At 56.0% G+C, this 25,861-nt stretch carries 21 protein-coding genes; 5 read left to right on the top strand and 16 right to left on the bottom strand.

Annotation, left to right across the window (positions count from 1 at the left end; all coding sequences use genetic code 11):
• Positions 1–47 precede the first annotated feature (47 nt).
• The 3 genes from TH468_RS09340 to TH468_RS09350 all read right to left on the bottom strand — a co-directional run bounded on the left by TH468_RS09340 (position 48) and on the right by TH468_RS09350 (position 2,997).
• Complete coding sequence (locus TH468_RS09340; protein WP_139834674.1) at positions 48–1,103, bottom strand: DctP family TRAP transporter solute-binding subunit; 1,056 nt, start codon at positions 1,101–1,103, stop codon at positions 48–50.
• Between the two features lie 95 nt (positions 1,104–1,198).
• The gene (locus tag TH468_RS09345; RefSeq protein ID WP_085643491.1) at positions 1,199–2,479 is read right to left on the bottom strand and encodes a TRAP transporter large permease; all 1,281 of its coding nucleotides are present in this window, start codon (positions 2,477–2,479) and stop codon (positions 1,199–1,201) included.
• A complete protein-coding gene (locus tag TH468_RS09350) occupies positions 2,476–2,997 on the bottom strand; it encodes a TRAP transporter small permease (RefSeq protein WP_085643493.1) in 522 nt (173 codons plus the stop codon). Before TH468_RS09350 ends, TH468_RS09345 begins: the two co-directional genes overlap by 4 nt.
• A gap of 375 nt (positions 2,998–3,372) precedes the next feature.
• Between TH468_RS09350 and TH468_RS09355 the strand changes: the two genes are divergently transcribed.
• On the top strand, positions 3,373–4,257 hold the full coding sequence (locus tag TH468_RS09355) for a MurR/RpiR family transcriptional regulator (protein ID WP_063091877.1): 885 nt from the start codon (positions 3,373–3,375) through the stop codon (positions 4,255–4,257).
• A gap of 28 nt (positions 4,258–4,285) precedes the next feature.
• Complete coding sequence (locus TH468_RS09360) at positions 4,286–5,236, top strand: sugar kinase (protein WP_085643495.1); 951 nt, start codon at positions 4,286–4,288, stop codon at positions 5,234–5,236.
• Here TH468_RS09360 and TH468_RS09365 read toward each other — a convergent pair.
• Positions 5,230–9,648, bottom strand: coding sequence for a translocation/assembly module TamB domain-containing protein (locus tag TH468_RS09365; RefSeq protein ID WP_085643497.1), 4,419 nt, complete (start codon positions 9,646–9,648; stop codon positions 5,230–5,232). The genes TH468_RS09360 and TH468_RS09365 overlap by 7 nt on opposite strands.
• Positions 9,645–11,642, bottom strand: coding sequence for an autotransporter assembly complex family protein (locus tag TH468_RS09370; RefSeq protein ID WP_085643499.1), 1,998 nt, complete (start codon positions 11,640–11,642; stop codon positions 9,645–9,647). Before TH468_RS09370 ends, TH468_RS09365 begins: the two co-directional genes overlap by 4 nt.
• 271 nt (positions 11,643–11,913) lie before the next feature.
• Here TH468_RS09370 and TH468_RS09375 point away from each other — a divergent pair, with 271 nt between their 5' ends.
• Entirely contained in the window at positions 11,914–13,887 is a 1,974-nt protein-coding gene (locus TH468_RS09375) for a GNAT family N-acetyltransferase (protein WP_085643501.1), read from the top strand.
• 31 nt (positions 13,888–13,918) lie between these two features.
• Here the strand turns inward: TH468_RS09375 and TH468_RS09380 are convergent, their stop codons facing one another.
• The 5 genes from TH468_RS09380 to TH468_RS09400 form a co-directional block, all read right to left on the bottom strand.
• Positions 13,919–15,031 carry a peptidase C39 family protein gene (locus TH468_RS09380; protein WP_246832276.1) on the bottom strand — a complete coding sequence of 371 codons (1,113 nt, stop codon included), beginning with the start codon at positions 15,029–15,031 and terminating at the stop codon, positions 13,919–13,921.
• Between the two features lie 112 nt (positions 15,032–15,143).
• The gene (locus TH468_RS09385; protein ID WP_085643658.1) at positions 15,144–16,907 is read right to left on the bottom strand and encodes a SulP family inorganic anion transporter; all 1,764 of its coding nucleotides are present in this window, start codon (positions 16,905–16,907) and stop codon (positions 15,144–15,146) included.
• Between the two features lie 73 nt (positions 16,908–16,980).
• The gene (locus TH468_RS09390) at positions 16,981–17,394 is read right to left on the bottom strand and encodes a TIGR01244 family sulfur transferase (protein ID WP_085643660.1); all 414 of its coding nucleotides are present in this window, start codon (positions 17,392–17,394) and stop codon (positions 16,981–16,983) included.
• A gap of 47 nt (positions 17,395–17,441) precedes the next feature.
• Positions 17,442–18,350 carry an MBL fold metallo-hydrolase gene (locus TH468_RS09395; RefSeq protein ID WP_085643505.1) on the bottom strand — a complete coding sequence of 303 codons (909 nt, stop codon included), beginning with the start codon at positions 18,348–18,350 and terminating at the stop codon, positions 17,442–17,444.
• 34 nt (positions 18,351–18,384) lie between these two features.
• A complete protein-coding gene (locus tag TH468_RS09400; protein WP_037991445.1) occupies positions 18,385–18,615 on the bottom strand; it encodes a DUF2892 domain-containing protein in 231 nt (76 codons plus the stop codon).
• Between the two features lie 199 nt (positions 18,616–18,814).
• On the opposite strand from TH468_RS09400, the gene TH468_RS09405 reads away from it, so the two are divergent.
• Both TH468_RS09405 and TH468_RS09410 read left to right on the top strand, forming a co-directional pair.
• A complete protein-coding gene (locus TH468_RS09405; protein WP_085643507.1) occupies positions 18,815–19,555 on the top strand; it encodes a TenA family protein in 741 nt (246 codons plus the stop codon).
• A complete protein-coding gene (locus TH468_RS09410; protein WP_085643509.1) occupies positions 19,537–20,034 on the top strand; it encodes a GNAT family N-acetyltransferase in 498 nt (165 codons plus the stop codon). The genes TH468_RS09405 and TH468_RS09410 overlap by 19 nt, the downstream gene beginning before the upstream one ends.
• A 47-nt stretch (positions 20,035–20,081) precedes the next feature.
• On the opposite strand, the gene TH468_RS09415 is transcribed toward TH468_RS09410, so the two are convergent.
• The 6 genes from TH468_RS09415 to pcaH form a co-directional block, all read right to left on the bottom strand.
• Positions 20,082–21,422: a 3-carboxy-cis,cis-muconate cycloisomerase gene (locus TH468_RS09415; protein ID WP_085643511.1), complete on the bottom strand. Its 1,341-nt coding sequence runs from the start codon at positions 21,420–21,422 to the stop codon at positions 20,082–20,084.
• Between the two features lie 154 nt (positions 21,423–21,576).
• Positions 21,577–22,782 (bottom strand): 3-oxoadipyl-CoA thiolase, encoded by a 1,206-nt coding sequence (pcaF, locus tag TH468_RS09420; RefSeq protein WP_085643513.1) that lies wholly within the window; start codon positions 22,780–22,782, stop codon positions 21,577–21,579.
• A gap of 11 nt (positions 22,783–22,793) precedes the next feature.
• A complete protein-coding gene (locus TH468_RS09425; RefSeq protein ID WP_085643515.1) occupies positions 22,794–23,567 on the bottom strand; it encodes a CoA-transferase subunit beta in 774 nt (257 codons plus the stop codon).
• Between the two features lie 14 nt (positions 23,568–23,581).
• On the bottom strand, positions 23,582–24,436 hold the full coding sequence (locus tag TH468_RS09430) for a CoA transferase subunit A (RefSeq protein WP_085643517.1): 855 nt from the start codon (positions 24,434–24,436) through the stop codon (positions 23,582–23,584).
• Between the two features lie 131 nt (positions 24,437–24,567).
• Positions 24,568–25,155, bottom strand: a complete 588-nt coding sequence (gene pcaG, locus TH468_RS09435) for a protocatechuate 3,4-dioxygenase subunit alpha (protein WP_085643519.1) — start codon at positions 25,153–25,155, stop codon at positions 24,568–24,570.
• Positions 25,156–25,158: 3 nt separating this feature from the next.
• The gene (pcaH, locus tag TH468_RS09440) at positions 25,159–25,860 is read right to left on the bottom strand and encodes a protocatechuate 3,4-dioxygenase subunit beta (protein WP_085643521.1); all 702 of its coding nucleotides are present in this window, start codon (positions 25,858–25,860) and stop codon (positions 25,159–25,161) included.
• Position 25,861 lies beyond the last annotated feature (1 nt).

A 25,861-nucleotide genomic window follows, 5' to 3' on the forward strand; every position in this document is an offset into this window, starting at 1 on the left:
CAAAAGAAAAATGCGTGCGGGTGAAGCACCACCCGCACGCGCATGGATTATTCCATGTAGCGGTGGGCGTTGGCTTTATCGACTTCCGTCTGGAACAGTTCGAGAAGTTCAACGCCTTCCGTGCCCAAAGATTCCTGAACGTGTTTGACCACGACCGGCTGGGTCACATCTTTAAGCTTCTGACGCTCTTCCGAGCTCAGTGCCGTGATTTCCATTTTGTCGGTCAAACCGGCAAGACCACGGTCAGATGCTTCGATCACGCGCGATACACCACGGCTGGCAACAACGCAGGACTGTGCTGCATAACGAACAATCTTCTGCTGATCGGCAGTCAGATCATCCCAGAATGCTTTCGACAGCATGAAGGTATAGGGCGAAAACAGATGGTTGGTCAGGGTAAGATAACCCTGCACTTCGTTGAATTTGGCAAAGGTCACGGTCGGGACCGGGTTCATCTGACCATCGATCACGCCCGTCTGAAGACCGGCATAAACTTCGCCCCACGCCATCGGATAGGCTTCTGCGCCCAGTGCCTGCATGATTTTCTGATGCGACGGCAGCGACATGGTGCGAACACGGATGCCCTTGAAATCGTCCAGCGTTGCAATCGGATGCTTGGAGTTGGTCACGGCAAAGAACCCACCGGTATCCGGGAAACCAAGAACCTTGACATCGCCAAGGGTGTTTTCGATATCCGCCGCCAGTTTCTGACCAAACGGACCATCAAACACGTCATAGGTCGATGCGTTGCTGTCAAATGCGAATGCAAGGTTCAGAACGTCGATACGCGGATAGTAGGATGCAATCGCCCCGGTCGAGGTCAGGGTCGCCTGGATCAGACCATCGCGAACCATCTGCACATGTTCGGCCGCCGAACCAAGCTGGTTGGACGGATAAACCTCTACCTTGATCTCACCATTGGTGTCGGCTTCGACAATGTTGGCAAAAACAGCGGTGCAGGCATGCGCCGGGTTTTCAAACGGGTCTTCCTTGTTGTCATGGGCAAATTTCAGAACCTTGGGTTCCGCATAAGCCAATGACGTGGTGCTGGCCAGCATGGCCGTCGCAAGGGCAAATGCCCCGAAACGCTTCATCGTATTCATTCTACCTCTCCTTGATTAAGGCCTTTTATTTCTGTCCGCGGTCTTGGTTTTGGAGCCCCGATCCGGACGTGACTGGGGCGTTTCATTGCCACTGGTTACCGGAAGCCAAGCAATCGCGGGATCGCGAGTGCAAGATCGGACCAGAAGGCAAACAGGAACAGCACACCCAGTTCCGCCAATAGGAACGGCCAAAGCTGTGCAGCAATTTTTTCAAGCTTTTCACCCGTGACAGACGACAACACGAAAAGGCAGGCCCCCACGGGCGGCGTCATCAGGGAAATGTTAAGCGCAAGGACAAAGATGATCCCGGCATGGATCGGGTCCATGCCGATCTGAACCGTCAATGGCACCAGAACCGGGGCCAAAATGATCAGAATCGCATTGATATCCATGACCATCCCGATCATCAGCAACAGGGCGACAATCATGAAAATGACCATATAGGGATCGGATGACAGGCTCAGCACAAGGCTTGCGACTTCCTGCGGAATGCGATTGAAGCTCAGCCACCAGCCAAGGATCGACGCAAAGGCAATGATGATGAAAATCACCCCCGTAACGCGCGCGGTGCGGATCAGCATCTTGAAGAAATCGGCAAATGTCAGCGCACGGTAAATAAAGATACCGATAAACAGGGCATAGGCGACGGCGACCGATGCCGCCTCCGTCGGGGTGACAATCCCGCCCAGAATGCCGCCCAGAATGATCAGGGGCATGATCAACGCCGTGATCGATGACTTGAAAATCTTCCAGATTTCCAAAAGATTTGCCCGACGTTCGTTCTTCGGCAGGTTCTTGGACCGCGCGGTTACCGCAATCACCGTCATGCAGATCAGACAGATCATCAGCCCCGGCAGGATACCGGCGGCAAACAAACCGCCGATGGAAACCCCCATCAACGACCCGTAAACAACCATCAATCCTGACGGCGGAATGGTCGGGCCGATGATCGATCCGGCAGCCGTCACCGCGCAGGCATAATCACGGCGGTAACCCCGTTCGACCATGGCTGGCACAAGTGTCTTGCCAAAGGCCGCCGCATCAGCGGTCGCCGCCCCGGTCAACCCGGCAAAGAAAACCGATGCCAACATGTTGGTATGCGCCAACCCGCCACGGAAATGCCCGACCAGCGCCTGCGCAAACAGGACAAGGCGGCTGGTGATGCCGATGTGGTTCATGATTTCGCCCGCCAGAATAAAGAACGGCATGGCAAGAAATGGGAATACGTTCAGACCGTTAAAGACTTTGCTTGGCCCCTGAACAAGGAACATGCCCCCGCCCATGTCATAAAGGCCGATCACACCGGCAACGCCAAGGGCAAAGCCAATCGGCATGCCCAGAACCATCAGAACGACAAATGTAATACCGACGATCATTCTGCGCCCTCCGCCAGATCAATGGGAACAAAGCGCCCCTGATCGCGCAGCGCGACCAGCAATAGCTGGATGGCAGCAAGAAGGGATGCAACCGGCACCGCCGCATATGGCAGCATCAGCGTCATACCGAAAATCATTGCCTGACGGCGCATGCCACCGGCGGCAAAGTCAAAGCCGTAAATCGCCAGATACAGAAACGCACACAGCGCAATCAGATCGACACAGAACAGAATCGTGCGCTGAACCGGCTTTGGCGTGCTAAGGATAAACATCCCGATGCCGATATGTTCGCGCCGCGCAATCCCGGCCGATACCGCCAAAAGAGCCGCCCAGATCATCAGGTAGCGTGCAAGTTCTTCGGGCCAGGGTAATTGCCAGTGAAAAATGTAACGATCAATCACGCCAAGCCAGACATCCAGCACAAGGGCCAGCATCAGGACTGCAATTACTCGTTCGACCACCCAGTTCAACGACCGGCTGATCAATGCGGCTGTGGCTTCAACACGGCGCAACGCCATCTTACTTAATCTCTCCGCTGATGAATGTTTTATGTAATTTTTCTACATCGTGATGACATTTTTGTAGCTTGTCTACATATTTTTGAGTCATAATTGCAAATATCACCACGAACGATCTGCAACCAGTGACATTATAGGTAGTTAAACTACATTTTTACCTATACTATTTGGGCCAACCACCCAAAACCACCGGAAGACAACAATAGCGATCAAGCAATTCGGCAATGAACGCCCTGCCCGCTTTACGGTTATCCCCGACAGGATGGGCAATCTCGGCATCAAGATCCAAGCTATCGCCTGCAAACCAAAAAGTGATATTTATCAGCGGGGTGTCGACAACAACACCTCATATTCGAGAATGATCGGAACGCTCGCATGCAACCTACTGTCGATATCATCAGCCTCCTGCGTCGAAAGGCCGGAACCTTTCCCGCACGTGAACAGCGGGTTGCCGACTACGTTCAGGATCACCTGCAAGATGTCACCACGATCGCGCTATCCGATCTTGCGCAAAAGGTTGGCGTCAGCGAACCGACCGTGATCCGGTTTTGCCGGACCCTTGGCTGTGACGGATTTCGCGATTTTAAAATACGGCTGGCGCAGAACCTTGCGGTCAGCATGCAATATCTCGCCCCCGAAGACCTGGCCGACGATACAACTGCCGCCGACGTGCTTTCCAATCACGTGCTGGGCGTGATTGTCGATAACCTGCGTCTGCTGCGCGAACAGCTTTCAAGTACTGAAATCGACAAGGCCGCCGATATTCTGGCCAACGCACGTCAGATCGCCTTTATGGGGGTCGGCGGCGGCTCCACGACGGTTGCCTTTGATGCCGCCAACCGGTTTTTCCGACTTGGCATTCCCGCACAGGCACAAAGTGATGGTTACCTTCAGCGCATGCTGGCCTCGACCTTTGGCGAGGAAGATGTGCTTTTTGCCATCTCCACCAGCGGCCGCCCGACCGAACTGATCCACAGTGCCGCCATTGCCCGCCAATATGGCGCGAAGGTCATCTCAATGACCCACCCGCAAAGTCCGCTTGCCGCCGAAAGCGACCTTGTGATTGGCATTGATATGCCTGAAAACCCTGATATTTATAAGCCAACGGCCACCCGGCATGTTTTTCTGGCAACCATCGATATCATTGCCACCGCGGTTGCCCGGCGCACGCCGGACCGAACACTTGAAAAACTTCGCCGGATCAGGTCATCTTTGCTGACTCTCAATCCGCCGACCGGCCGCCAGCCTATCGGCGACTAATCACGCCACCATCCCCATCGAGGCCCCAATGACCCGTACTGCCTTTATCGGCGAATGTATGATCGAGCTTGCCGGAACATCCCCCGGCAGCATTTTTGGCGCGGCCAATCTCGGCTTTGCCGGTGATACGCTTAATGGTGCAACCTATATGGCACGCACCAGCCGCCTGCTTGCGACACCTGATACAGATGTTTCCTACATCACGGCACTGGGCACGGACCCCTATAGCGACGCGATGATTGCCGCCTGGCAGAACGATAATATCGACACGACGCTGGTTCGTCGCATCGATGGCGCCCTTCCCGGTCTTTATGCCATCCAGACCGATGAAACCGGTGAACGCAGCTTTTCCTACTGGCGCAACAATGCCGCCGCCAAACAGATGCTTCAGGGCGGCCACGATACCGTGGTGCGCGATGCGCTTGGCGGGTTCGATTGCCTGTATCTTTCGGGAATCACACTGGCAATCCTGTCTGATAAAGACCGCCAGACCCTGATCAGCATTGCAAAGGATTTTGCCAAACAGGGCGGCAAAGTCTGCTTTGATACCAATCACCGTCCGCGCCTTTGGGCCGATCAGGACGATGCAATGGCAACCTATCTGGCGATTGCCCCCCATTGCCACACCGTCCTGCCGACATTTGATGACGACAGCGCGCTGTTTGGCGATGCAACGGCCTCTGCCACCGCCAAACGCTGGCATTCGCTGGGCGCGGACGAGGTTGTTGTCAAATGCGGTGGTGAACCGACCTTTTATTCGATCAAGGACGGCGAAACCGGCACCGTAACACCACCCAAAGTCACCGATATCGTCGATACGACGTCGGCCGGGGATTCGTTTAACGGATCATACCTTGCCGCCCGCAATGCCGGGCGTGATGTGCCCGCCGCGATCGCGGTTGCGCAAAAGGTCGCAGGCCGTGTGATTTCACGGCGCGGGGCGCTGGTTGATATCAGCGACATCAAACTTGATCAGTAATCAAGCCGGAACTGAACACCGGCCTTGCTGTCGATTTCGGTGGTTTCACTGGTCACGCTGATATTTGGCGTCAATTCAATCTCGACCTCGACCCCGCTTGACCCCGGGGTCGTGCCGGTCTTGGTCCCGACATAGACCCCGTCCGTCAGGTATTTACCCACCTTGACGTTCGGGCCGTCTTCGCCGCCGCCAACCTGCAAAACATCGGCCCCGATAAAGCGGCGGATCGACCCAACAATATCAAGGCCACCGCCACCACCCGAAAGCTCGTTCACCGCACTGGCAAGCTGCACGGCCTCAATCGCGCTCAGGCTGCCTTGGGACTTGCCAAACAGGACCTGCGACAGGATTTCATCTTCTGGCAGGGACGGATTGGATGTCAAAACCAGTTCCGGGTCGCTTGCCGGGCCTTGGAACCCGGCGGTTACAGTCAGATCATCAGTGGTATAAACCCCTGCGATATCCAGCAACGGATCGGGCGGTGTCGCACCGGAAAACGTGATTTTGGAATCCTTGATCACAAATGTCTTGCCAATGATATCAAGCTGCCCGCGAAGCGCCTGCAATTGCCCGACAATGATCGGCTCTGCGGTTGTCCCGCTGATATCAAGCTTGCCACCCCATTCGGAATCAAGCCCCCGCCCACGCACAAACAAACGCCCTGGAATATCAACCGTCACGTCAAGATTGCCGACAAAACCCGATGCCGCGTTTTTCTTTTCCTCTTCTTCCTCACGCTGCCTGGAATCTTCGATATTCTCGACATCAAGCGTCGAGACCGACACTGGCAGCGCAAGGGTCAGGTCGACTTCACCACGGCGCAGCGTCACATTGCTTTGGATATCAGCAGTCTGTTCGGTTCCGGTAACAGATGCCGTCACATCAGCCCAGAATTGCAGTTCATCCTTACGCGACAGCGCTGCGTTATCAACCTTAAGCTCCGCCTTGTAGCTCAAAAGCGGATCGCCATCCAACGTCACCTCGGCTGCCCCGCTAATCCGGCCATTGCCGCCATCGGTTGCCGAGATTTCCGAAACCCGCAAACCGTTCTGATCAAAATCGCCATTGATCGTGATCTGCTTTAACAGCGTGCCATATTCCAGATGCTCATACGCCCCACCCGAAAGGGCGATATTGCCATTCCAATCAAGCGCATCGAGTGTACCCTTGGCGACCACATCAAGTTTGAGATTGCCAGACAGGACATGATCAGGGGCTGGGACATATGGCCAGAATTGCGCGATTTCGCCATCAACCTTGACCAGTGCATCAATCGGAGCCACCGGATCAAGGGTGTAATCCTGTTTAAGTATGGAAATACCAAGCGGCACGGTACCGCGCGCCTCTACAATCTGGGCCTCATCATTACCAAGTGTCGCATTGCCATCGAACTGACCGTCACGCAACGCCAGATCAAGCACCATTTCAAATGGCTTCAGGTCCTTGACCGCGACGGTCGTGATCTTGCCAATCCCGCCCGAAACGGTCGCCACCGGCAGTTCCCCGGCACGTTCCGACATCTCAGCGGCGATATTCATTGTGCCGTCCAGCCCGCTCAGGCCAAACATCTCTCCCCACGGGCCTAGTACCAGATCGGAAATCTGCGCCTTGGCCGCAAAGCTTTTCTTTGGCGTCAGATCAAGCTTGGCAATCACTTGCCCCGCGCCCACATTCAATGCCGCATCAAGCTTCTGCTGCCCTGTGTCGGTTTGGCTAAACAGCAATGGTTCACGAAGCGCGATGCTCTGGCTGCCGATATTGATATCAAGCAGATCGGCACGAACATTGATGCCATCCGAAAGCCCAAGTTCGACCATGCTATCAAGTTTAATCGGGATACTGTCGCGAAGCTGACCATTGGCATTCGTTGCAATTCCTATGGCCGAAAGATCGCCGGAAATCTCGGTCTGCAACTCATTGATGGCAAGCGGCGCAAAACGAATATCACGCCCGTTCAGGGTCAAATCAAAGCCGGGCTTTTCAAACGCGTTCAGGATCGATCCCGCCAGAACGACATCCTCGATCGCAGATTGCTCCGCACCTTCTTCGGCGGCAAGCCGAATGCCCTTGATGTTCGCATTCACGTCAATCTGCTGCTGGCCTGATTTCGGTACAAACGCCACATCCGCGGTTAGCGCACCGTTCGTCACCGGTGCCCCGAAATCAGACAGCATCACGGCATCAAGTTTACGCACCGAAATCTTGCCACGCATCGGCACGGCGTAATCTGGCAACATCAGGCTACCAACAAGCTCAAGCCGCTCGCCGCTCAGGGCAATGTTATCAACCCGTAATCCATCCGTGGGCAAAACCACATCCGCCGCCAGATCGTAATTACGCCCCATCAAGGCAAACCCGGCCTTGTTGATCAGCGACAATACCGCCTGATCGGACCAGCGCATTTCGCTCACAAGATCAAGTTTTTCAAACTTCTGCCCATCGGCCAAAACCGATGGTGTCGCAAGCTTTATCGTTCCCGCCGGTGCCGCAATATCCCCGTCAAGATTGATCGAAATCGTCGCCGGGGCGATGGAAACACCGACATCAGGCGGCACCACACCAGGTTGAACTGAAAGTTCAGAATCAATCGACAAATCGCTGAATTCATTTGAAATATCGATCTGCGCCGGGCCGGAAACCATCGCGGTGACAATCTGATCAAGCGTGATCGACAGATCAAATGCATCACTGACCGCAAGCTTGCCATCAATGGTTGGCGTCGCCCCGACAATGCGATCAAGATCGGCAATGCCAAACCCGGCCTGATCGGCCTCGATTGCAATATTAGCCGTCCCGCCCTGCTCAACCGACCATGTCAGATCGCGTATCGCAACCTGACCTGTCCCGCGCAGGTCAAGACCCGAAATCGGCGCAAAAATAGCAAGATCACGAATGTCGGCAATCAATTCGCCATCCGTCACCGCCATCACGTCATTGATATCGGTCTTACCGTTAACCGAAATACCCGACGTGATGATACTGATGTTGCCAAGGGCAAACTTGCTGAAATCCGGTGCAATTGCCGCATCAAGGGCAACCTGCTGCGCATTGCCCAGCATCGCGCCAAGATCGGCATCCTGCCATTCATTGCCCGAAACATCGATCCGGCTTTGAACAGAAAACCCGTCTTCATCCCCGCGCAGATCGGCATCAAGTGCCAATGTTTCGATGGTTGATACCGGTGTCGCAACCTGATCCCCGCGCAGCATCACCGTCACATCAGGCAATTCAAGCGGCCCTTCGGCATGCGCGACCACATCAAGCCCGCCCCATGTCACCGCATCCTCAATCAGTCCCGATGTCGCCGGATCAATATCCCCGTGCAGATCGGCCAGAAGAGTGCTCTCATCAAAATCGATTTCCGCCGTCGCGCCAATCGTCGCAAGACCGGATTTTGCGATGTCGGCGCGTGTGACCGAAAGGATATTGGCATCCGCATCAAACTGCCCGCCAATCCCCAAATCAACGTCGCCCTTCAACGGGTCGGGAAGCTGTCCGGCCAGCTCTCCCTGCATTGCCAACAGACCATCAAGGTCAAACCCGATCCGGCTGTCATCAAGCAGCAAGCCCAAATCACCGCCAAGCGTGACCAAGTCACTTGCCGCAAGTTCGATCCGCCCTTTCCAGCCTGTCGCCGGGCCATCCCCTTTCAGGCTGATCGTGATATTTGGCGCATCTTCTGGTGCCAACCCGGCAAGGGTCATGACCAACCCTGCACGATCAAGCTCGCCTTCGATATCGGCCTTTAATCGCTGCGCATCAGCATCAAGATCAAGCTCGACATGCAACCGGTCAATGCTGTCATCAAGCGGTTGCAGATCAAGTGACAAGGCCGCTTCAAGGTTTTCGCGAATTGCCGCACTGGCGCTTAGACCATAGTCAAAACTTTTGCCGCTGGCGGGATCGGAAATGCGTACATTGCCAAGCGCCAGTTTGCCAAGCTCGATGGCCAATGGCGGTGCAAAACCGCCTGATGCGGCCTCTTCTTCCTCTGCCGTCTCGTCCGTGCCGGACATATCGGGCAAGACCACATCAATCGCGGCACTTTCGACGCGATTGATCCGAAGCGTCCCACCCAAAAGGGCAAGCGGGGACCAGTCAAACCCGAACTGACTGACATCCACGGCCAAGCCGGATGACGGCATCAACATCGACAAACGATCAAGCGAAAGCCCCGTCCAAAGGCTGCCCTCGATCCGGCCCAGTTCAAAATCGCCTTCTATCGCATCAGAAACCGTATCGTTCAGCCACGGCGTTAGCGCACGCAATACCGGCCCGGTCCCCGCAATACCGACAATCAGGATCACGGTCAGCAAAAGACATGTAAACGCAATCGCGCCACGTCGCGCCCATTTGGCAACCCTTCCGCGTTTGGTGGTTCCGGATGGTTTGGGATCGTCAGGCAACGTCAAAATGCTTGTCCAAGGCTAAGATAAATCTGGAAATCGTCGTCAACATTGTCACGCTTATCAAGCGGCACGGCGACGTCAAAACGCAACGGCCCGACCGCCGTATAATACCGGAAACCAAGCCCCGCCGCCCAAAGCAGATCAAGGTCTTCGGGGTCACTTGCCTCAAACACGTTGCCGCCTTCGATGAATGGCACGATGCCAAAACTTTCCGTCACACGCGCCCGGAATTCGACCCCGGCCTCAAGCACCGAACGCCCGCCAAGCGGATCACCATCCTCATCAAGCGGCCCGACTTTCTGATATTCGTAACCGCGAACCGATCCACCACCACCGGAATAGAACCGTTTGTTGGCCGGAAGATCCGATCTGTCTTCGCCAATAATCATCCCCGCACGCCCCCGCCCCGCAAGGACATAATCGCCTTCTTCGTCAAAGGCGAAATATTGCGATCCGTTCAATGAAACGGATGTGAATTGTGCGCTTGGACCGCTCAGACTGGTATAGGGCGACACATTGAATTCAAGCCGGTTGCCCTCGGTCGGATCAAGCGGATTATCCGTGCTGTCACGCCGCAAAATCCCCCGCAAACCACCCAGATAGAATTCTTCATTGGGCGAATCCGCACCGGTAAGGTTGGAATATTCTGCCGTCGGGCCAAGCGTGACAGACCAGTAATCACCAAACTTGCGTTCGACCCCGACAAAGCTTTCGACCAGTTCGCCGTCATAGGCATCCGTGCTGTAATTCTTGGCCGACCCATCCGCCACAAGCGCCTGACGACGCTTAAGGAATTGCGGTTTGCGGAATGTTGCCTCAAGCCCCTGGCTTTGTCCCGAACCTTCGATACCAAGTCTGAGCCGTTCACCCGCCCCGAACAGATTGCGGTTTTCCCAGAACGCATTCGCCCCCGGCCCTTCGGCAGTTGAAAAATCAACCCCGCCACCAATCGTACGATGTTTGCGTTCGTGCACTTCGATCTCGACGGGGATTTCACCATTTTCGGCAACCGGCCCGACCGGTTTGACGATCACGCTGTCAAACAGGTTCGATTGCGCCAGATCGCGGCGCGTCGTTTTGACTTCTTCGGGGGAATATTTCTGCCCTGGTTTCCAACTGCGATAACCGGCGATGAAATCCTCATCAACACTTTCTGCCCCTTTGACATTGACCTTGCCAAAATTGGCTTGCGCACCGGTGATCAGCTCATAGGTCACCGAAATGGTCTTTTCGGTGGTATTTGCAATTACGGTTCGCTGGCCCGCTTCCACCAATGGATAACCTCGATCACGCATGATATCGACGGCATATTGTTCGGCCAGAATAATCGGATCTGCGGCTGCACGCTGTCCAAGGTGCAAATTTGACCGCTCAAGCTCCTCATCCGTGGCCTCGCGTTTGGTCGTATGATCCGGACGGACAATTGAAAATTTCACTTCAGACAAAAGATAGGGCTGCTTGACATCGACCACATAAACTAAGTCGACCGGATCGGGTTGTTCCCCACCTGCCGGTGCGCCAGCAGCCGGCTCGCTTGTCGCGCTGACAACGTCATCGCCATCGCCGCCATTTTCGTCGTCCGATATGTTCGGATCATCGGGTTCTGCCTTGCGGATATTGAACGCGACCTGCCCGTCATAAAACCCGAAGGCCCGCAAAACGGTCTCGAACCGCTCCACATCATCCTCGGCCCGGCGTTCAAGCCCGGCAAGTGATGGCGTGGGACGCGATTGCAACCGGATTGATGTGCTGACTTCGCGCAACGCATTGATCAGTTTTTCTTCCTGCGGATCAATGCCTTCGATCTTGACCTGATAGGGAACTTTGGCACCTAGCGCATCCTGCGCCGCACTATCGCTGTCCTTACCGAAACCAAGTTCGGATAGAACGCCATCGCCCGAACATCCCGAAACCGCCGTCCCCATCAACAGAACAGACACAACACCAATGCCACGCAGTCTGGATTTGCGGTTGTAGCGTTTACCCCTGTTGGCCAAAGACGTCCCCAATATTTTCACTCTGTCCCGATAGACTTATTTAACGGTTGGCCGCATTTTCGCGCAGACCAATCCGTTTATTGTTTTAAGCCACTTGCCAAGCGTCTACCATATTTTCATTCTATACGCAGGTCGAAGACACCAAGGATCAGACAGCATGAAAAAATGGCATGGCTGTGATCGTTAAACGCACTTGTCATAAAAATGTGCCAGCCTTACTCGAAGTTGAAAGCAATTTTTGCTGCTGCCACCCAAAAGCCGGAGGCCCCACGTGAATTCGAACGCGACATCAAATTTCTCCCTGCCCGTCATCATCCGCACAGCAACCCGGTCCGATCTGGATGGCCTGTGCGCCCTTGAAGCTGGCAGCTTCACCAGCGATACGATTTCACGATCGGGCTTTTCACGCTTCCTGCGCCAATCTTCCGCCCGCCTTCTGGTCGCCGATGCCGGCGAAAGCGGCAAACCCGACATTGTCGGCTATGGCCTGCTTTTGCTGCGCGCCAATACGACAACCGCACGCATTTATTCGCTGGCGATTTCCGATAAATGGCGTGGCAAGGGCCTTGGCACCCAACTTCTGGCCGGGCTTGAAAACCTGGCGATTGATGCCGGATGTGTGCGTATCCGCCTTGAAGTGCGCGTTGAAAACAGCAATGCCCGCAATCTTTATGACCGCCACGGCTATCAACAGATTGCCGATCTGCCCGGCTATTACGAAGACGGTGCCGATGGCATTCGCCTGCAACATGATCTGTATGACATCCCGACCGAACGATCCCCCGCGGTCGCAACCGGTGCGCCGCTGATCCTTGTCGACCGGTTGAAAGATTTGCCGTTTCAGGTCCCCGGCGCACGCATCATGCGGGTGCGCGAATATCTTGCGCTTGATCATGGGGTGCGTAACCGCCGTGTCATCAACCTGTGCCAGTCCTATGAATATCTGTCACGCGGTTATTATTGCAGCTTGCTTGCCGCCGCACGCAGCGAACGCGTAATCCCCGAAGCAGACGTCCTTCTTGATCTGAACTGGAAACGGCTGCAAAAAACCGCACGCGCGGAAATGAGCCCGCAAATCGTCGAGGCCTTGGCCAAACCGGGCGATCACCCGACGAAGATCGACGTATTCTTTGGCCGCACCGTCGATAAACGCTTCCGCGATATCGCTCAACGCGCCTTTGACCAGTTCCGCTGTCCTATCCTGCGTCTGCATCTGAACCCGTCGGACAAGAAAATCCTGCGCGAAATCGAAGCCCCGGCACTAAGCCAACTGGGTGCCGAAGACCTGCCCGCATTCGAAAGCGCCATCCGTGCCTATCTGCGCGGTCGCGTGCGCAAACCGGCATCTGGCGGCAACCCGCCAAGCGCGCTGGTGGCGATCCTGCATGATCCCGATGCGGTCCTGCCGCCATCCGATAGTGATGCATTGGCCCTGTTCATTCAGGCCGCCTCCGACCTTGGTGCCAAGGCCGAACTGATCACGGCCAAGGATTTCCATCACCTGTCGGAATTTGATGCGCTGCTGATCCGCGAAACCACCGCCCTTGATCATCACACCTATCGCTTTGCCAAACGGGCGCGCAAGGAAGGCATTCCGGTGATTGACGATCCGGACTCAATCCTGCGCTGCACGAACAAGGTGTATCTTGCCGAATTGCTGCGTACGCACCGTATTCCGGCCCCGCGCAGCATGATTTTCGATAAACGCCGCATTGCCGAAATCGGACAGCAATTCAGCTTCCCATCGGTGCTCAAGGTACCCGATGGCTGCTTCTCGCGCGGGGTGCGCAAGGTGAAATCACCCGAACATCTGGCCGAAGTCGCGACCGAGATGTTCAAAAATTCCGAACTTCTCGTCATTCAGGAATATGTCGAAACCACCTTTGACTGGCGCATTGGCGTTCTGGGGGGCGAGCCACTATTTGCCAGCCGCTATTTCATGGCGCCGGGCCACTGGCAGATCGTCAAACACGAAGACGACGGCAAATCGTTCGAGGAAGGCGGCTTTGAAACCGTCGCCGTCGAAGATGCCCCGGCTGATATCGTTTCCACAGCCTTGGCTGCGGCCCGCCTGATGGGCGATGGTCTTTATGGTGTCGATATGAAAGAAACCCCGCACGGCCCGATGGTGATCGAAGTCAACGACAACCCCAACATCGACGGCGGGGTCGAGGATGTCGTGCTCGGCATGGACCTGTATCGCCGGATCATCGCCCACCTTCTGGGCAAGATCGCGCGTCCGTAATGCATTCCAATCAAAATGACAAAGGGCCGGTTTATCCGGCCCTTTTTTCAATAAATACCGCCGCCTGCAGCTTGTCCCGGCCATAACGAACCATAAGGTCAAACTCGTTGCGCAGGATCGGTGTCGATACGCAATCGCTGCCGCTGAACGGTTCGTGATCTTCGCCAATATCCGGATCGGTGACATAGACATAGCGGTCATCAAAACCCGAAACCACGACCCAGTGCGGGATTTTATCGCCGTAAATACGATACTGGCTGATCAGGACAAGCGCGATCTTGCCCTGTTTTGACCGCTCTTCGATCTCGGCAATGCTGAACGGCCCGGTGGTTACCGGAATACCGGCCTCGCGTGCCTGCCGGGCGAAATCATAATGCACCAGCTCGACAACTTCGCGGTTTTTGGGTTTACGCACCGTATCAACAAAAAGCGGCCCGTCACGGCTGCTTAAAACCTCGACATCAAATCCGCGTTTATGCGCCGCCAGTCCAAGGCCAAGCGGCCCGCAGCCGCCATGCCCCGATGTCATGAATACCGTGGTTGCCTCACGCCAAAGCGCAATTTCCTGATTGCGATCCATTTCGACATTGGGATCAAGCGCATTCATCGCCATCATCAATGCCGCCGGTCCACAGGTGAATGGCATGGTCTGGTGATAAAAATGGATCGGCGATGGCCGACGCAGGGATTGCGGCACCAGAACACGTTCCATGCGCAGCGCGTCGGAATGATCGGGATAATAATCGGGATACAGGGCAAATTCGCGATATCCCGCCGCCTTGAACAATCCAATCGCCGTTTCGTTACCCGGGTTGACTTCAAGCCGCAGGATCGGGGCCCCGAAATCAAGGCTGAGTTCCTCGGCCCGGGTCAGGAGTGCCCGGCCGATCCCATGCCCGCGGTGCGCATCAAGGACCGCCATGGAATAAAGCCGTGCCATCGCGACGTTGGATCGGAAAATCACCAGGGCATAGCCGACAACCGCGCCATCGCGTTCGGCAACACAAAGGCGCGCCGTCTCGCTGCCCAGGAAACGCTTGAAAGCGCGGCGCGACAGACGGTCGATCAAAAAGGATTGGTTTTCGATGGCACAAAGGGCATCCAGATCGCCCTCGACCGCCATACGAAGTGATAAGTCGCTCAAAACGGCACCTTCAAACACATGGCATGCGCGCCATTGTCGCGCGCCGTGACCATATCGTTCTAATCCCTCGAAACTTAAAGTGCAATTTTGGCAGATGTGTCACGCAAAAACGCTATCCTGCCTCTACGGTCGCGATGCCGTCGCCATCCTGATCCGGGTTGATGATCATTGGGTCAAGGGCGGCAATCGCGGCATATTGGGATAAAAACACCTGCCCGCTCAGATGCGATAAAAACGCGGTGCGCGCCAACCGGTCCATCACCGGTCCCTTGACCTCAGATAGATGGAATTTAACCCCGGCATCGCGCAGACGCAGATTGATATCTTCAAGGCTTTCAAGACCGCTAGCGTCAATTTCATTAATCGCCGGACACATCAAAATCACATGCGCCAAACCCGGATTCTTCGCCACCAGATCATAAATCCGGTCTTCCAGATAACGACTATTGGCAAAATAAAGACTTTCATCGGGGCGCACCGTCAAAACCCGCGTGCCGGTCAAAACCTGATGACGATGGATATTGCGAAAATGTTCGGTTCCAGGCACCAGACCGACCACCGCAATATGCGGGCGGCTGGTGTGATGCAGATGCAAAATGATCGACAGCAGCACACCGCTGATCACCCCCGGCTCGACACCAAACAAAAGCGTTACGGCAATGGTTGCCATCATCGCGCTGAAATCGCGTTTCGAATAAACCCAGACCCGCCGGATCGCCGCAATATCCACAAGACTTAATACCGCGACAATGATGGTTGCGGCCAATGTCGCATGCGGCAGAAAATACAAAAGCGGCGTTAAGAAAAATGTCGCCGCCCCAATCGCAATCGCGGTTATCAAACCGGCGGCGGGTGTTTGCGCCCCGGCATCGAAATTCACCACCGACCGGGCAAACCCGCCCGTCACCGGATATCCGCCCGAAAAACCGGCGGCGATGTTCGATGCGCCAAGGGCAATCAATTCCTGATCGGGAACAATGCGCTGGCGGCGCTTGGCCGCCAATGTCTGGGCAACCGAAACCGATTCAACAAATCCGATCACGCTGATCAGCAATGCCGGCACCACAAATTGCACGACAAGTTCCGGATCAAAGGATGGGATCGACAGCCCTGGAAACCCGACCGGAACATCGCCGACAATCCGCACGCCCACCGCCGCCAGATCAAACTGCCAGACCAGCCACGTTGTGACGATCACCACCAGAACCGGCCCGGCCTTGGTCAAGAACGACGCCCAAACCCTGGCCATCCCCAACCGCACCAGAAGCGCCCCCATCGACATCCGCACCCAAAACAGGAAAATCAGGCTGCCAATCCCGATCAAAACCGTCGAAAGGTTGCTGTCTGCAACGGATCGCACAATCGCAGTCGCGGTTTGCATCGCATTTCCCGACGGGATCTGAAGGCCCAGAATATGGCGCATCTGCCCCAACGCAATCAGGATGCCCGATGCGGTAATGAAACCTGATATGACCGGATGGCTCAAAAAGCTGGCCAGAAATCCCAAACGGAAAATCCCCATCGCCAGCAACATCAAACCCGACATCACCGCCAATGTCACCGCCGCCATCAAGGCATTAACGCCCTCGGGCAATTGTGCCGCCCCAATGGTCGATGCCGTCATCAATGAAATGACCGCAACCGGCCCGACGGCCAAGGCACGGGACGTGCCAAACACCGCATAGGCAATCAATGGCAGGATGGAGGCATAAAGCCCGACTTCGGGCGGCAATCCCGCCAGCATCGCATAAGCCAGACTTTGCGGGATCAACATTACCGTCACGATCACCGCCGCCGTCATATCGTTGGCGGCGTCGTGCCGGTTATAGGTCCGTCCCCAGTCGAGGATCGGAAAATAACGGTGCAACCGTTTCACATTCGGCACTCCGGGGCATCAAGGCCACAAATCACGTCGGCCCGTTTCCGCCAATGGCTACACCGCTGGATCATCAGCTCCGTGCGGCGATCCGCGGTGCCAGACCAGACATGTCATACCCCGCATCCGCAGCCGTTTTGACAATATCCTCGACCGGCATCTTCCCGGCATTGGCAAGCGACCACAAAATCGTGCAGCGCGTTCCGGTCCGGCAATAGGCAAACACCGGTTTGGGAGCTTCGTTTAACGCCTTGGCAAAGGCATCGGCATCGCCGTCCTGCACATTGCCACTCATCACGGGCTGAAACACCGCCGTAAGGCCAAGTTCCTCGGCGCGCGCCTTGACCGCACTAAACGGTGGCTGGCCGGGATCTTCATTGTCCGGCCGGTTACAAATGATCGTCTTGAAACCGGCTTGGGCAATGTGATCCAGTGCCTCAATCGGCATCTGGGGCGATACGGTAAGATCGTCATTCAGGCGTTTCATCGTCCTTGCATCCATTCTTTCGCGTCGGAAACGTCCCGCCTTTGCCCTCAAAGGCTGTTAAGCGGAATCTTGAGATAACGGATGCCATTATCTTCGGCTGGTGGCAACTCCCCAGCGCGCATATTTACCTGAACCGATGGCAGGATCAGGCGCGGCATATCCAATGTCGCGTCCTTGGCCTTGCGCATTTTGGTGAATTGATCCTCACTGATACCTTCGCGGACATGGACATTATGGGCGCGTTCTTCGGCCACCGTGGTTTCCCAGATATAAATATCGCGCCCCGGTGCCTTGTAATCATGGCAAAGGAACATCCGTGTTTCTCCCGGAAGGGCCAGAATCTTTTGCACCGACCGATAAAGTGTCGCCGCGTCCCCACCCGGAAAATCACATCTTGCGGTGCCAAAATCGGGCATGAACAACGTATCGCCGACAAAAACGCTATCACCAATCACATAGGACATGCAGGCGGGTGTATGCCCTGGCGTATGCAGCGCACGCGCCGAAAGCCCGCCGATTTCAAACGTTTCCTCATCCTCGAACAGATGGTCGAACTGACTGCCGTCGCGCTGGAATTCCGTTCCGGCATTAAACACCTTGCCAAAAGTTTCCTGCACCACACTGATCTTTGATCCGATACCCATGCGCCCGCCCAGCTTGTCCTTCAAATACGGGGCCGCCGACAGATGATCGGCATGGACATGGGTTTCAAGTATCCATTGCACCGTAAGCCCTTCCTCGCGGACAAAGGCAACAATCGCATCGGCGGAAACGGTATTGGTCCGGCCACTTGCCGGGTCATAATCCAGAACCGAGTCAATAATCGCGCAACAACTGCTTTGCGGATCGCGCACCACATAGCTGATCGTAAAGGTCGCCTCGTCAAAAAATGCCTTCACCACCGGCATTTTCGATTTGTCCGCCCGAAGCGACGGTTTGCCTGATCCGATACTCATGCCACTCCTCCGGTATTGTCGGACGCCGATAATGCTAGTTCGTGGATGTCTGACAGGTGCAAATACCCAAAATGCGATACAGCAGGCAGAATCGCATAACCCCGGTCAACAGGATGACCGCGCCCACAATCATCGCAAGCCAGCCAAAACCGCCAAGGGTGGCAAACGGACCGGCCTCGGTCGCAAGGATGAACGGCAATACAATCAGTACAAGACCAAGGATGATCCGTACCACACGATCAAATGTTCCAACATTGGCTTTCATCGCGAAACTCCGCTTTTTAAATGGATGAATAATCTCTGGCTCAAAGGTTATAATTAAATATTATAATAATCAAATGTAATTTTATCATTTTTTTGTGTTAAAAATGATCCATCGCAATGCAATGTACAAAAGCGCCCGGTTGCGGTCCTTTCCCGCGCGTGCTAAGCCCCTCTCAAATCAAAATTTCTGGGGATGGATCATGACCGACAACGTTGCATCACAACCCGAAAACGCCTCAACACCTGATTGGCCTGTCTGGCAGGCACAAAATCCGGCGGGCACATTTTCCCAGTGGCTCAAGACGTGTGTTGCCGATGATTGGCACAAGGTCACCCACCATCCCTTTACCGATGCCTGGGGCAAGGCCGCGGTTCCCGACCGCAATCTCAAAAACTATCTGATTCAGGACCACCGTTTTATCGACCGGTTTGTTGCCCTTCTGGCCGGTGCCGTATCACGTGCGCCAACGCTGCCCGACCGGATTCCGGCCTGCCAGTTTCTCGCCCTTCTGACCGGACCGGAAAACACCTATTTCGAACGATCACTTGATGCGCTTGGCGTCACCGAACAGGAACGCCGCGAAATGCCGGATTGGGACGTCACCTCGGACTTCAAGGACCTGATGCGCACCGCCATGGAAAGCAACGACTACGCCAGCATGCTGGCGGTTCTGGCCGTGGCCGAAGGCACCTATCTTGGCTGGGCGGACCGGGTTCACAATGAAATCAAAAGCCACCCCAAAGAATTCTGGTACGCCGAATGGCTTGATCTGCATATGGGGGACTATTTCGAAAGTGTCGTCGCCTTTCTGAATGATCAGCTCGATAAAACCGGACCGACACTCGATGACACGGCCCGTGCAAACTGTCTCTCCTGTTTTCGCGAGGCAACCGAACTTGAAGTCCGGTTCTTTGACGCGGCATGGGGTTCACAAACGTGATCACCATCCGCCCGTATCGCGCAACCGATGCATCGGTCCTGACCGAAATTTACACCCGTTCCGTCACGGAACTGGGATCACGTGCCTATAACCCTGATCAGGTCGGCATCTGGACGTCTCTCGCCCCAACCGCAGAACGGTTTGCCGAACTGATGGATGATGGTCGGCTGCGCCTGATTGCGGCCGATGCAAACGGCCGGGCCGTCGCCTTTTGCGATCTCGAAGCCGACGGGCATATCCATTTTCTGTATGCCCTGCCCGAACTTGCCGGGACCGGTGCGGTCACGACACTTTATGACGCCCTTGAAAAATCGGCACGTGACCGCAACATCGCAAAGCTCTATTCTGAAGCCAGCGAACTCGCCAAGGGCTTCCTGTTAAAACAGGGCTTTCACGTGGTTGAACGCCGCGATTTTGAAGTCGCCGGGGTCCCGATCCATAACTATGCCGTTGAAAAACGCCTGCGTCCTGTGACCTGATGGCGGGCAAAATCAAAAGGCGGTCATTTCCCGACCGCCTTTTCATATCAACTGTCCTTGATCGCCCGACGGGCGGTTGTCACCACCCGCTCGACAAAGGCATCGGCCTGCCCGATATAATGCGCCGGATCGCGCAACCTGGCCCAGTCGATCCCGACATCGGTCAGTTTTGGCAATTCTTCAAACAGATTGCTTTGATTGGCGGCAGATCGCGACAACGCGTCTTTCACCAGCTTGTCCGCCCCGTCACGCCCAAGATGCTCGGCAAGGGCAAAGGTCGCGGCCTCCGCCAGCATCGCACCACGCGACAGCTCAAGATTGGCCGCCATCCGGTCAGTATTGACCTTAAGGCTCGGCACCATATCAACCGCCTGCGCCAATCCGGCCCCGGTTGCCATGATCATCTGCGGCAATGTCAGCCATTCCAGCAACCAGCTTGCGCCAGAACGTTCATGTTCATGGATCTGGCTTTGCGCAAATGTGCCAAGCTGGCCTGCATTGAACCGCGCCAGCGTGATCAGCATCTCGGCCTGAACCGGATTGGATTTATGCGGCATTGTCGATGATCCACCGCCCTTGCCCGGCTGGACCTCGGCAATTTCGGATTGCGCCAGCAAAACCAAATCCTGCCCCATCTTGCCAAGCGCACCGCTAAGTGCGGTTAACTGTGCGGCAAAATCGACCAGAACATCGCGCTGGCTGTGCCACGGCATATCGGTCGGCGGCAGTTCAAGTTCATCGGCCAGGTTGCGTTCAACCTCGATCGCCTTGTCCCCGATGGATGCCAGCGTCCCCGCCGCCCCGCCAAAACTTAACCGGAACAGGTCAGAACATAACGTATCAATCCGCTGATCAATCCGCACCAGTGGTGCCAGCCATCCGGCGGCCTTAAGCCCGAATGTGGTTGGCACGGCCTGCTGGGAACGGGTCCGTCCGATCATGACCGTCGCCCGGTGGGTTTCGGCCTGCGCAACCAATGCCTTGATCAGCTTGCGCGTCCGGCGGCGGATAATCCCCACCGCATCGCGAAGCCGCAACACAAGCCCCGTATCAAACACATCCTGACTTGTCGCACCAAAATGGACATAACGCGCATCATCCCCGCCGATCTCGGCCTTAAGTGCCTTGACCAATGCCGGCACCGGCACACCGGCACTTGCCGTACCCGCCGCCAATGTTGCGGGATCGGGGCGAAATTCGCGGCAGATATCGGCAATACGGTTTGCACTTGCTTCTGGGATCACGCCCGCGCGTGCCTCGGCCGATGCCAATGCCGCCTCAAACAGCACCATCGATGCGATCTGCGCATCATCGGTAAAAAGCGCGGCAATTTCCGCATCGGCAAACAGATTGCCAAGCATCGCAGAATCAAAAGGCGAAATCGTCATCTGGTTTGGTCCACCGTTTAAACAGGTGTTATTTCAGTTTGGCAGGGGTCAGAACCCTAGTGTCGCGCCGCTATTGCGTTCGGTCAACAACACAAAAAGAAGCCCCTGCCCGTTCTTCAACGGCACAGGGGCCCTTTTGAAATCAAACGATCAATCAGACCGCTTCAAGCACAATGGCAATGCCCTGCCCGACGCCAATGCACATCGTCGCCAGCGCATATTTACCACCGGTACGTTTCAGCTGCATCGCCGCCGTCCCGGTGATACGTGCGCCCGACATGCCAAGCGGATGACCAAGGGCAATCGCCCCGCCATTCGGGTTCACACGCGCATCGTCATCGGCAAGACCAAGGTCGCGCAATGTCGCCAGCCCCTGCGAGGCAAAGGCCTCGTTCAGTTCGATCACGTCAAGCTGATCGGTCGTAAGGCCAAGACGCGCCAGAAGCTTCTTGCTGGCCGGTGCCGGGCCAAAACCCATGATGCGTGGCGGGACACCCGCCGTTGCACCGCCAAGCACCTTGGCAATCGGTTTCAGGCCGTATTTCTTGACCGCCGCCTCCGATGCAATGATCAATGCTGCCGCACCGTCATTCACACCCGATGCGTTGCCCGCCGTCACCGAACCGCCTTCGCGGAACGGGGTCGGCAGCTTGCCAAGTTTTTCGGCTGTCGTGCCCGGACGCGGATGTTCGTCCTTGTCGACGATGATCGGGTCGGCCTTGCGCTGCGGAATGGTGACCGGCGTGATTTCAGCAGCCAGATTACCGTTTTCCTGTGCTGCCACCGCCTTGTCCTGCGACCGGGCGGCAAAGGCATCCTGATCAGCACGGCTGATCTTGAAATCCTCGGCCACGTTTTCACCGGTTTCCGGCATGGAATCAACGCCGTACTGCTTTTTCATCACCGGATTGATGAAACGCCAGCCAATCGTGGTGTCATAGATTTCCGCATTGCGCGAAAAGGCGGTTTCGGCCTTTGGCATCACAAACGGCGCACGCGACATGCTTTCGACACCGCCGGCAATCATCAGATCGGCCTCGCCCGATTTGATCGCGCGTGCGGCCATGATGATCGCGTCCATACCCGATCCGCACAGACGGTTGACCGTCGTGCCGGTCACATTTTCCGGCAACCCGGCCAGAAGCGACGACATGCGCGCCACGTTGCGATTGTCTTCACCGGCCTGGTTGGCACATCCGAAAATCACGTCATCGACATCGCCGAAATCGATATTCGGGTTGCGTTCGATTAACGCCTTCAGCGGAATGGCACCAAGGTCGTCCGCACGAACCGACGAAAGACTGCCGCCAAAACGGCCAATCGGGGTGCGGATAAAATCGCAGATATAAGCATCAGCCATATTCAAAGTCCTTACTGCTGGCCTTCATGGGCCTTGGCGGTGCGGGCATGCAGGTCACGCAGGACCTGAAGCTCGTGCGCGTCGGGCACCGGAGTTTCGGCGAGTTCATCAGCAAATTCAACAGCCCAGCCGGTGTTTTCGATAATATCTTCGCGCTTCACGCCCGGATGGATCGATGTCACGATGAAATGCTTGCCAACCGGATGCGGTTCCATGATGCAAAGATCGGTAATCAAACGCGACGGACCTTTGGTATCAACACCATAAGATGCGCGGTCATCCCCGCCCTTGCCATGACCAAGCGAGGTCACGAAATCGATCTTCTCAACAAAGCCGCGTTTGCTTTGTTTCATCACCAGAAACACCTCGCCACAGCTCGTCGCGATTTCCGGCGCCCCGCCACCACCCGGCAGGCGGACTTTGGGATCGTCATAATCGCCAATCACGGTGGTGTTGATGTTGCCGTATTTATCAAGCTGTGCCGCGCCAAGGAAGCCGACGGAAATCTTGCCGCCCTGTAACCAGTAACGGAACATTTCCGGCACCGGCACGGTATTGACGGCCGTTTCGCACAGCTCGCCATCACCGATGGATAGTGGCAATACGTCCGGCTTCGTGCCAATCGTGCCGCTTTCATAAATCAGGGTCAGTTCCGGCGCATGCGTCAACCGTGCAAGGTTGCACGCCGCCGACGGCATGCCGATGCCGACAAAGCACACATCGTCATTCTTGAGTGCGCGCGAGGCAGAAACCGTCATCATTTCGGTAGGGGTATAGTCAACCATGATCTTTCCTCCGCTTACCCTTTGTTCGCTTCGCGCTTGGCGGCGAAATCTTCGGGGCCGCCCTTCATGACATGCTCATCGATCCACGCGGTGAAACTGTCACGATCATTGGCGATCTTATCCCACGCCTTGTAAAACGCGTTGTCGCGCTTGTAATAGCCTTGGGCATAAGACGGATGTGCCCCACCCGGCACCTCGACAATCGCGGTCACCGCCCAGTTCGGCAGCATCACGGCGTTGTAGGGAACATCGTCAAAGTTATCGACGATCTCCTCGACCGTGATGATCGACTTTTTCGCCGCCAGAACGGCTTCTTTCTGAACACCGACAATGCCTTCAAACAGGACATCGCCCTTTTTATTGGCTTTCTGGGCATGGACCACGGCAACATCCGGACGAATGGCCGGAACAGCGGCCAGGCTTTCACCAGTGAACGGGCATTCGATGAATTTGATATTCTTGTTCACGCGCGGCAATTCCGCCCCGCGATATCCCTTGAACACCGCACAGGGCAAACCTGCCGCCCCCGCGTCATAGGCATTGGCCATTGCCGCGTGGCTGTGTTCTTCGATCTCAAGCTTGTGCGGCCAGCCTTCCTGAACCGCATCGCGCAACCGGTGCAAAGACCCGACACCGGGGTTCCCGCCCCACGAAAACACCAGTTTCCTTGCACAACCGGCCCCGATCAGCTGATCATAGATCATGTCGGGCGTCATCCGGATCAGGGTCAGATCCCTGATCCCCTGACGAATGACCTCGTGCCCGGCGGCATGCGGGATCAGATGCGTGAAACCTTCCATCGAGACGGTATCGCCATCCTTGATGCAGGATGCGACAGCCTCTTTAAGCGACATGAAACGTGCAACCACGGTAAAACTCCTGTGGTAACCAGAACAAGAAAACGCGGCATATCTCAGCCGGATGCGTTGGAATGATTTGGATGGCTGCGCCTACCGGCTTTCCCCAAAGCAGCGAACACAGCCATCCGGACCGAAGCGACCTACACGTCGAAGAACACGGTTTCCGCGTCCCCCTGCATGTGAATGTCGATCCGGTATTCAACCCCGGTACGGGTTTCGACACGCTTGGCAATCAGCGTGTCACGGCGATCGGCGGGAACCGATTGCAGGATGTCATCCTTGGCGTTAAGTTCCGCCTCGTCATCGAAATAGAAACGGGTAAAGGCATGAACCAGCATGCCGCGCATGAACACGATGACATTGACAAACGGGGCCGTGCCATCGGCAACAACCCCCGGTTTGACGGTGTCAAAATAAAATCGGTTCTGCGCGTCCGTGCCGGTACCGCAACGGCCAAGGCCCCGGAAATCCGATGATGCAACATCCACCGGATTTTCGGTATAGGTGCCGTTGGCATCGGCCTGCCAGATTTCGATCATCGCGTCATTGACGACATCGCCGTTGCCATCAAGCACACGACCGATGATGCGGATATGTTCGCCTTCCGCGTCCGGTCCGGCGATGGTCGTGTCGGCAATGTCGGTAAAGTCGTATGCATATTGCCCGGCAGTCAGGCCATAGGCGAAATACGGACCAACCGTCTGCGAGGGGGTTTCACCATATGCCATGACTTAATTCTCCATCGGGGTGGCATTGCGTCCGCGCAGGACGATGTCAAACTGATAACCAAGGGCGAAGCCTTCCTCGGTCTTCTCGATCGAGAATTTCGAAATCAGGCGTTCGCGTGCCGCGGCGTCCTCGGTGCCCAGGAAAATCGGATCAAGTTCGAGCAACGGATCACCCGGAAAATACATCTGGGTCACAAGGCGCGTGGCAAATCCCGGCCCGAACAGCGACAGATGAATATGGTTCGGACGCCATGCGTTGAAATGGTTGCCCCACGGATAGGCCCCCGGCTTGATCGTATAGAAAACATAATTGCCGTTGGCATCGGTCATGCACCTGCCCGATCCGCGGAAATTCGGGTCCAGCGGCGCGTCATGCTGATCCACCTTATGCACATAACGCCCCGCCGCATTGGCCTGCCAGACTTCGACAAGAATGTCGGGCTGCGGGCGGCCATCGGTATCCATGACCTTGCCATGCACCACAATACGTTCGCCCAGCGGTTCACCATTGGTGATGCCGTTTTTCGTCAGATCGAAGTCAAGCTTGCGCACCGATGCCGGGGCAAAACGCGGGCCGGCGCCCTCGGTCAGACCCGACTTGATGGCAAGCGGTGCACGGGTCGGACCACGCAGAATGGTCGATTTGTAACCGGGTGCGATAAAGGGGGCGTGGGAACCCCAGTCGCGCGGTTTAAAGGTGGACATG

The sequence above is a fragment of the Thalassospira sp. MCCC 1A03138 genome (assembly GCF_002115785.1).
Taxonomy (GTDB): Bacteria; Pseudomonadota; Alphaproteobacteria; order Rhodospirillales; family Thalassospiraceae; genus Thalassospira.

Bases quoted from the DNA above. Each gene is read 5' to 3' on its own strand.
- TH468_RS09340 (WP_139834674.1), bottom strand. From the start codon at position 1,103: ATGAATACGATGAAGCGTTTCGGGGCATTTGCCCTTGCGACGGCCATG.
- TH468_RS09345 (WP_085643491.1), bottom strand. From the start codon at position 2,479: ATGATCGTCGGTATTACATTTGTCGTTCTGATGGTTCTGGGCATGCCG.
- TH468_RS09350 (WP_085643493.1), bottom strand. From the start codon at position 2,997: ATGGCGTTGCGCCGTGTTGAAGCCACAGCCGCATTGATCAGCCGGTCG.
- TH468_RS09355 (WP_063091877.1), top strand. From the start codon at position 3,373: ATGCAACCTACTGTCGATATCATCAGCCTCCTGCGTCGAAAGGCCGGA.
- TH468_RS09360 (WP_085643495.1), top strand. From the start codon at position 4,286: ATGACCCGTACTGCCTTTATCGGCGAATGTATGATCGAGCTTGCCGGA.
- TH468_RS09390 (WP_085643660.1), bottom strand. From the start codon at position 17,394: ATGAAACGCCTGAATGACGATCTTACCGTATCGCCCCAGATGCCGATT.
- TH468_RS09395 (WP_085643505.1), bottom strand. From the start codon at position 18,350: ATGAGTATCGGATCAGGCAAACCGTCGCTTCGGGCGGACAAATCGAAA.
- TH468_RS09400 (WP_037991445.1), bottom strand. From the start codon at position 18,615: ATGAAAGCCAATGTTGGAACATTTGATCGTGTGGTACGGATCATCCTT.
- TH468_RS09405 (WP_085643507.1), top strand. From the start codon at position 18,815: ATGACCGACAACGTTGCATCACAACCCGAAAACGCCTCAACACCTGAT.
- TH468_RS09410 (WP_085643509.1), top strand. From the start codon at position 19,537: ATGGGGTTCACAAACGTGATCACCATCCGCCCGTATCGCGCAACCGAT.
- TH468_RS09415 (WP_085643511.1), bottom strand. From the start codon at position 21,422: ATGACGATTTCGCCTTTTGATTCTGCGATGCTTGGCAATCTGTTTGCC.
- pcaF (WP_085643513.1), bottom strand. From the start codon at position 22,782: ATGGCTGATGCTTATATCTGCGATTTTATCCGCACCCCGATTGGCCGT.
- TH468_RS09425 (WP_085643515.1), bottom strand. From the start codon at position 23,567: ATGGTTGACTATACCCCTACCGAAATGATGACGGTTTCTGCCTCGCGC.
- pcaG (WP_085643519.1), bottom strand. From the start codon at position 25,155: ATGGCATATGGTGAAACCCCCTCGCAGACGGTTGGTCCGTATTTCGCC.
- pcaH (WP_085643521.1), bottom strand. From the start codon at position 25,860: ATGTCCACCTTTAAACCGCGCGACTGGGGTTCCCACGCCCCCTTTATC.